Here is an 8,507-nt window from a genome sequence, read left to right as displayed (position 1 = left end):
TCTTGTAACATAGATAAATAAGTTCCTCAAAACATCCAGATAATGATAGATCATCTCCACAAACTACACCCAGATCTCTCTGATTGGCCCTTAAGATCTCATATATCCTCTGATGCAAACCCTCTTTGGAGGTGTAATCCCCTGTATTAAAGCTTATCCTTATAACTGGATATTTTTTAGACCAATCCCACTTGTCATATATATAAAGCCCTTCAAAAAGCTCCTTTTTACCCTCAAATATAGACCTCAACGTATCCAAAAACAGAGACTTCCCAAACCTTCGGGGGCGGGAGAGGAAATAATACTGGCCATTCTCTATTAGCTCATACGCCTCTTTGGTCTTATCAACGTAAACATAATTTTCTTCGATAATTGTTCTAAAAGTAGAAATCCCTATTGGTAATTTTTTCATCTTCTACCTGCTTGATAATAAGATTAAATCAGATTAGTCAATGTAGTGTAAAAAGTCAATGATAATTAGGTCTTATGGATATTCTTATGATCCTAAGGGATTTTTGGTGTATTTTAATAGTCTTATCAATTACCTACTTGGATCAAATACCCTTCCTATAAACATTATAGCTCCTGTTTTATTGTGCTGAATTATGATTATAAAGGGACGATCAGCTCGAAAGATTATAGGTTTTTTAGTTTCCTTTACTGAGGTCTTTTTAATCATCAATACAGCTGTTGCACCAGCAGCTTCGGTCCCCTCTTCATCTACCTCTATAAATGTCTTATGGATAACATTGCCGATCTTGAGTTTTGTTGAGCCGTCCATACCAGAAAAATCAGCCGAAAGATCGGAAAAGGCTGCTGGCATTCCCATACCCATAAGCGTAGATTTGAGTTGGTATTCTTTTTCGAACTTAAATTTTGGTAAATAGACCTCGACTGGGCGGAGCGATAATGTTTTTTTAAGCTCTTTTAATCTGTCATAATTAAAAGTTTTTTCAGCATCTTTTATGTTCCCTTTGGGAAGGAGGATGAGCATCGAAACATCATCACCTTCATAGGGGAGTTCAAGAACCTGTAGGTCTTCTGTCTCAGTGTATCTAAATTCAGGATAGTCTGACAGTTCATTGATTATCTGTTTATTTAAACTCATCATCGGTACTTTGATTTTTTTACTCTCGCAAATCTTAAAATCTTCATCCTTAGTCAGTGATTTGTTAAACGCTTTTTTCCATTTACCTTTGAAATATATGGCGTTGGTAAGAATCAGTTTTGTATCTTGCGATATCGACTCTGGCTTTAGTAATTCTCTGATCTTATTATTTGTTTGTTCTTCTATCCACTTGTTTATTTTGAGTCTTGTTTGATCCCTTTCTGATGGATCCCAAAAACCAACATTTGTTGCCTTGCCTTGATAATATTTTTCTATATTTTTTAGATAATTATCAAGTAGATTATATTTTTTTTCGACCCAGAGGGCGTTTGCTGTGTGGAGCTGGTATTTTTTGTCTTTTTTATTGATCTCATTAATCAGACTTAGATATCCTTCCCTAAGTTTTTGATTATCAATGGGAAAATAAAAGACTTTTTGTATCTCTTTGGCTGTGCCTCCTCTTGCTCCCTCGTAGGTCATCGCTATTGCTGTTGAGATGCTTAATGGTGACAGGAAGATATTTTCAGTACTTTTTTCTTTGCTTAATAATGAATAAATATCAAAGCTAAACCTATTGTTTGCCTCCACGACGTTGCTTATTTCTGCCCATAACATATTGATGGAGGTCAACAAGAGGATTGAGACTATTATTACCATTTTACCTATTTTATTCATATATGATCCCCTTATATAAGTTTTTTAGTTTCGCTAAGAATAGCCTTTCTCTGTTTTAGCTCTCCAATTTCCCTGTTCTAAAGGACCATCTACTTGCATAAAGTAATACAGATTTCATGGTTTACACTTAAAAATAACAAAGCAATTGCTTTACAAAAATCGGTTAATTTTTGCTAATACCTCTAAATAGATTATACCAGAAAGTACAAAAATAATTGAGTTTAAAAAGGGTTTAATGCCTTATCCCTTAAATGAATTGTAAAACTCTATTATCTAAGATAGCATTAACCCTTTAAAGCTCTACATTGGATTGCTTTTTTTATACAAGAAAGTTATTAATCAGTTACTTCGTAACCGGCTTCCTCTATGGAATCTTTTATCATATCAAGGCTAACCTTAGAGTCATCAAACTCTACTTCAACCCTATTTTCCTTAGGAAAAGCGGTAACAGAACTTACACCAACTAACTTGCCAACTTCCTTTTCTACAGCCATTTTGCAATGATGACATGACATCCCTGATACATTCAATGTTACTTTCATAAAAACCTCCACTTTTAATATTCTAATCTCATTTTTTTTAGTCTTAATGCGTTTGATACTACAGAGACAGAGCTAAATGCCATTGCAGTACCTGCAATAATGGGGTTGAGGTAGCCAAAAGCTGCTAAAGGTATACCAACAGTGTTGTAAATAAAAGCCCAAAAGAGGTTTTGTTTGATATTTTTGATGGTGTATTCACCTATTTTAAAGGCATTATAAACAGATTTTAAATCCCCTTTAATAATTATTACGGATGCTGTCTCAATGGCGATATCAGTTCCGTTGCCCATTGCAATGGCGATGTCGGCTACAGCAAGGGCAGGGGAGTCATTTATTCCATCGCCTACCATAGCTACTAATCTTTCTTTGCTTTTTATCTTTTCTACCCAATGGGCTTTTTCATGGGGAAGTACCCCACTTATGACGTTTTCATCCTTAATGCCAACCTGACTTGCTACATAATGGGCTGTTTTTGTGTTATCACCTGTTAGTAGGTATATCTTTATCCCCTTTTTAGAAAATTTTTCAATAACCTCTTTTGCATCTGCTTTTATTTCGTCTTGCAGTAGAAAATACCCGATATGAAGATTATCGATGTAGATAGATACTATGCTACCCGGCTCTTCATCTATATGTTTGAAGGGTTTACCTATCATTATCTCTTTTTTATCATAAAAGCCTACCATACCTTTGCCTGGGATCTCGTGAATATCTTTTACAGATGGAACAAGCTGATGGTGTTGGGAGAGTAGGTAATCTTTTATTGCAATGGCAAGGGGATGGGATGATTGGGATTCTATTGTCAAGACTAATGGAAATACTTCATTTAAGTCAACATCTTCCAACTTAACAAATTTTTTAACTGAAATACTGCCGGTAGTTATCGTTCCGGTTTTATCGAAGATAATTGCTTTTATTTTATTTAGATTCTCTATGGAAGCTACATCTTTAAAAAGAATACCTTTTTTTGCGCTTATTCCACTTGCCACCATTATTGAAGTTGGTGTTGCAAGCCCCAGAGCACATGGACAGGAGATTACTAGTACAGCTACCGCATTTATCAAGGAAATATTTAGGTCTTTTGTAATAATATACCATCCAGCGAAAGTCACGATGGCTATAAGTACAACTGAAGGAACAAAATAGCCTGAGACAAGGTCGGCAAATCTTTGAATGGGTGCTTTTGTGGTCTGGGCATTTTCTATCAGTTTTATTATCTGGCTTAGTACTGTGTTTTCTGCTGTTGAAGTAGCTTTCATTTTGAAGATGTAATGGGTGTTGATTGTACCCCCTATGACACTCTCCCCTACATTTTTTTCAACAGGGATTGGTTCTCCGGTCATCATCGATTCATCAATTAGACCTTTACCATCGATAATTTCACCATCTACAGGTACCTTATCACCTGTGGATACCAAAAGAATATCCTCCGATTTAATTTCCGAAATATCCACCTCCACAATCCGATCATCTTTTAAAAGCTTAGCTTTTTTGGGGGCGTATTCTAAGAGTTTTTTTATGGCATCAGAAGCTTTACCAGTTGCCCTTTTTTCTAAATATTTGCCAAATAATACCAGTGTTATGAGTATGGAAGAGGTCTCAAAGTAGAGGTTTCCTGCTGAAAAAGTATTGTATACACTATAAAAGTATGCGGTACTTGTTCCAAGAGCTACTAATAGATCCATATTTGAGGTGCCAGTTTTTAAGTTGTAAAAAGCACCTTTATAAAATTGATATCCACAAAAAAATTGAACAGGAGTAGCAAGAAGAAGCTGTAGGTAAGGGTTCATTAGAAATTCCATAGATTTTATGTGTAATATATGGGCTATCATACCTATAAAGAGAGGCAAGCTCAAAGAAAATCCAACTATTAACTTTATAATGTCCAATCTGCTTGTATCTTTGTTTTTTGTATCTTTTTGTTTTTCAGCTTGGTAGCCTAAATTGTTTATCGTTTTTATAATAACTTCTTCACTTATGAGTTCATCGTTGTATGTGACCTCTCCAGCATTCAATGGGAGATTTATGGCAACATCTATTATACCATCTGTTTTTCTTAATTTTTTCTCAATTCTACTGGAACATGCAGCACATGTCATACCATTTATAGCGACTCTAAGCTTTTTCACATTTTCCTCCATCAACGTAAAAAAGATATACCTTGATAATAAAAAATCAATGGTTATTATTATTTCTTTGAGAGGATAATGAGACTTAAAAAGATCAGAGACATGCCTATGCCGTTGATGGGGGAGACCGATTCCCCTAATACAGTTATACCTAAAATAGAAGCGGTTAGAGGTTCTGTAAGGGAGAGTGTTGTAGCTTGAGCCACAGGTATGAGTCTTAATCCCCTTGAGAACAGGCTATAAGCTAAGGCTGTGGCAATGAAGCCAAGATGAAGCATTAAAAGTAACCCTTTTAATTCCAAGACCCAGCCGATATTGTTAAAGAAAAAAACAGGAGATAACATTATGGCGCCACCCATGAAATAAACAGCCATAACAAAATCTGCGGAGAACTTTCTCATTAGATATTTTGCGCATATAGAATAAACTGCGTACGTTAGTCCGGCCATAAGCATTAAAAAGATGCCTAATATGTCAAAGCCGCCCTTAGACTTACCTCCTAAGGAAGTTAAATTAAGCCCCAGTATACCCAGAAAGGTTGCTGTATACCATATCTTGGAAGGTTTTTCCTTCAAAAAGATAAAACCTAACACTCCACTCCATATTGGGGAGCTTCCAATGCCAACTACAGTACCTATGGCAACACCGGATAATCTAACCCCATAGAAGAAGGTTAACTGGTATAGTACCACAGAGATGACACCTAATAATAAAATAACATTATCTCTAAAGAGGATGTTGTATCCTTTTAGACTACCCCTAATCAGTGCTACAGTTAGGAAATATATACCGGCTATGAGTAACCTCATTGCTCCTATTGATGCTGAAGAGGCATCTTTTGGAGCAAGACCTTGGGATGTACCGGTTGTCCCCCATAATATTCCAGATAATATAACAAGTATAGAGCCTTTTAATCGCTCACTCATACAATAAGAAGGGCGCCTAAAAGCGCCCATTTATTAGTTTTTTACCTGTTTTACCAACGCTTCAAATTCTTGGGGATTTCTGATAGCGAGCTCTGAGAGTGCCTTACGATCCACCTCGATATTTTTGGCGTGTAATAAGCCTATGAATTGGCTGTAGCTTAAACCGTATTGACGAACTGCGGCATTAATCCTGGTAATCCAGAGGGATCTGAAATCTCTTTTCTTGAGTTTTCTCCCTTTGTAAGCGTAGGCTAATGCCCTCTCACCATATTCTCTGGCTTTTTTGTAGACGTTATTGGCTACACCTCTGAACCCTTTGGTAATCTTTAGCCACTTGTTCCTTCTTCTTCTGGTTTTAAAACCACCTTTTGCTCTTGGCACTTTTATCCTCCTTAACTATGAATATGGCAACAGCTTCCTGATGTTGGCGCAATCAGCACCTTCCAGGATGCCAGGGTGGCGCAAAGCGCGCTTTCTTTTGCTAGCTTTTGAGGTGAGGATGTGCCTCAGAAAGCTTCTTTTGTACTTGATTTTTCCGCTGCCTGTTACTTTGAACCTCTTGGCAGCACCCTTATGGGTTTTTAATTTTGGCATGGTTCCTCCAAATATTTTAATTTTTGGGTGCTATCACCATTACTTGTTGACGACCCTGCATCTCTGGTTTCTTTTCAACAACACAGAGATTTTGCAAGTCTGCTGTTATTCTGTCCAGCAGCTCTATACCATGTTCTCCGAACATGGTTTCCCGACCTTTAAACCTTACTACTAATTTAACCTTGTCCCCATCTTCGAGGAATCTTTTTATATGCTTAAGTTTAACTTCATAATCATGTTCATCTATATTGGGTCTAAGTTTAATCTCTTTGGTTTCAATCATGTTTTGGCGCTGTTTTTTTCTGGCTTCTTTCTCTTTCTTCTCTTTTTCAAACTTATATTTTCCATAATCCAAAAGCCTACACACAGGTGGTTTGGCTGTTGGAGCCACTTCAACCAGATCGTAACCCCTCTCCTGTGCTATTGTCAAGGCTTGTAAAATTGGAATGATCCCTGCCTGTTTGCCATCTTCTAATATTAGTCTTACCTCTGGTGCTGTAATCTCTTCGTTTATCCGCTCTTTTTCCAAACTTTTGTCGCTTATAAATCACCTCCAAAGATTTAAGGTCTTAGACCTATTTAGATCATCTATTACACCAAAATAGTCGGAAAAATCAAGATTATTTTTAGTTTCTCCATTTCTAAGTCTTATACTGACTCTGCTGTTTTCCAGCTCTTGATTGCCGATCACCAGCATGTGGGGGATTTTAAACAACTGGGCTTCTCTTATTTTATAGCCTATTTTTTCGTTTCTTAGATCTAATTCCACCCTAAAACCACCTGCTCTCAGTTTGCTATATAGCTCTTTACAATAATCGCTCTGATCATCTGAAATATTCATGATTTTTATCTGAACAGGTGCAAGCCAAAATGGGAAAGCACCAGCGTAATGTTCTATAAGCACTCCAAAAAACCTCTCAAGGGAGCCAAGCAAAGCTCTATGTACCATGAAAGGGCGTTTTTCCTTACCATCTTTGTCGATATATATCATATCAAATCTTTCAGGTAGATTAAAATCAAACTGAATGGTTGTCATCTGCCATTCCCTGCCTATGGCGTCTTTGACTTTTAGATCTATTTTGGGGCCATAAAAAGCTCCACCACCTTCGTCTATTTCAAAATCGATTCCGGATCTCTTGATCGATTCCATTAAAGAGTTTATTGCGGTTTGCCACATCTGATCATCTCCTACGCTCTTTTCAGGTCTGGTGGCGATATAACCTTTTATTGAGGAAAATCCAAAAGTTTTCCATATATATAGGGAAAAATTTAATACCTCCTGGATTTCCTGCTCTATTTGATCCTGAGCACATATAATGTGGGCATCATCCTGTGTAAACCCTCTAACCCTTAAAAGGCCGTGTAGAACACCTGAACGTTCGTATCTATAGACAGTTCCAAGCTCAGCCCATCTCAATGGCAGGTCCCTATAGGATCTATTTTTTGATTTGTATATCATTATATGGAAGGGGCAGTTCATCGGTTTAATGAAATAGTTTTGCCCTTCTATATCCATTGGTGAATACATATTTTCAGAATAAAAATCCAGATGCCCAGATGTTTGCCAAAGGTTGGCTTTGCCTATATGGGGAGTGTAGAGGAGTTCATAGCCATGCTCGTAATGTTCTTTTCTCCAGAAATCTTCTATTGTTGCCCTCACCTTAGCGCCTTTTGGCATCCAACAGATAAGACCAGAACCTATTTCATCGAAAGTGGCAAATAGCTCTAACTCTCTACCCAATCTTCTATGGTCTCTTTTTTTAGCTTCTTCTAACCTATTTAGGTATTCATCAAGATCGCTTTTTTTAAACCATGCTGTGCCATATATCCTCTGTAGCATCTTGTTTTTTTCATCACCCCTCCAGTAAGCACCAGCAACACTTAAAAGCTTAAAGTACTTTATATAACCGGTGGATGGTAGGTGAGGTCCTCTACAGAGGTCCAGCCAGCTTCCTTGGGAATAAATGGATACAACCTGTTCACCGAGATCCCTAATGATTTCAACCTTGTAAGTTTCACCCATTTCAGTAAACATCTTTATGGCTTCATCGCTACTGAGATCTGTTCTTGTGATTTTAAGATCACGTTTTGAAAGCTCCATCATTTTTTGTTCGATTTTTTCTAAGTCTTCCTCTTTAAAAGGGGTTTCCACATCAAAATCGTAATAAAAACCGTCTTGAATCGTAGGTCCTATGGTCACTTTTACATTTGGGAAAAGTTCTTGAACGGCGTGGGCCATCAGATGAGCAGTGGAATGTCTGAGTATTTCCAAAGATTCAGGGTCCTTTTCTGTTAGAATTGTGACTTCATCCCCGTTGTTAACCTTATTGGAAAGATCCACTAATTTACCGTTTACTTTTCCTGCGATAGCTTTTTTAAAAAGCCCTTCACTTATCCTTTTGGCTACATCGGCTACTGTAGCGGTATCTTCTACTTGTATTCTATTTTTATCAGGTAAAATTATCTCCATATTTGCCTCCAGATGTAAATTGGTTTAATCTCATAAAAGAATTAGAAAGTCAAATATTTTTTG

Annotated in this window: 9 protein-coding genes; all 9 read right to left on the bottom strand. The window is 37.1% G+C overall.

Annotation, left to right across the window (positions count from 1 at the left end):
- Positions 1-412 (bottom strand): AAA family ATPase (locus tag N3C60_01660; protein MCX8083615.1); only part of this gene is annotated, 412 nt, incomplete at its 3' end.
- A gap of 129 nt (positions 413-541) precedes the next feature.
- Positions 542-1,783: a serpin family protein gene (locus N3C60_01655; protein ID MCX8083614.1), complete on the bottom strand. Its 1,242-nt coding sequence runs from the start codon at positions 1,781-1,783 to the stop codon at positions 542-544.
- A gap of 335 nt (positions 1,784-2,118) precedes the next feature.
- A complete protein-coding gene (locus N3C60_01650; GenBank protein MCX8083613.1) occupies positions 2,119-2,325 on the bottom strand; it encodes a copper ion binding protein in 207 nt (68 codons plus the stop codon).
- 14 nt (positions 2,326-2,339) lie between these two features.
- Complete coding sequence (locus N3C60_01645; GenBank protein ID MCX8083612.1) at positions 2,340-4,454, bottom strand: heavy metal translocating P-type ATPase; 2,115 nt, start codon at positions 4,452-4,454, stop codon at positions 2,340-2,342.
- A 59-nt stretch (positions 4,455-4,513) separates the two neighbouring features.
- Complete coding sequence (locus tag N3C60_01640) at positions 4,514-5,380, bottom strand: DMT family transporter (protein MCX8083611.1); 867 nt, start codon at positions 5,378-5,380, stop codon at positions 4,514-4,516.
- A gap of 33 nt (positions 5,381-5,413) precedes the next feature.
- Complete coding sequence (gene rplT / locus N3C60_01635; GenBank protein ID MCX8083610.1) at positions 5,414-5,761, bottom strand: 50S ribosomal protein L20; 348 nt, start codon at positions 5,759-5,761, stop codon at positions 5,414-5,416.
- 15 nt (positions 5,762-5,776) lie between these two features.
- A complete protein-coding gene (rpmI, locus tag N3C60_01630; protein ID MCX8083609.1) occupies positions 5,777-5,974 on the bottom strand; it encodes a 50S ribosomal protein L35 in 198 nt (65 codons plus the stop codon).
- 16 nt (positions 5,975-5,990) lie between these two features.
- Complete coding sequence (gene infC / locus N3C60_01625) at positions 5,991-6,503, bottom strand: translation initiation factor IF-3 (protein MCX8083608.1); 513 nt, start codon at positions 6,501-6,503, stop codon at positions 5,991-5,993.
- 18 nt (positions 6,504-6,521) lie between these two features.
- Positions 6,522-8,444, bottom strand: coding sequence for a threonine--tRNA ligase (gene thrS / locus N3C60_01620; protein MCX8083607.1), 1,923 nt, complete (start codon positions 8,442-8,444; stop codon positions 6,522-6,524).
- Positions 8,445-8,507: the final 63 nt, after the last annotated feature.

This window comes from Calditerrivibrio sp., assembly GCA_026415135.1.
Taxonomy (GTDB): Bacteria; Chrysiogenota; Deferribacteres; order Deferribacterales; family Calditerrivibrionaceae; genus Calditerrivibrio.
The sequence above is the reverse complement of the archived record's forward strand: the minus strand, read 5'-3'. Positions and strand labels throughout refer to the sequence as shown.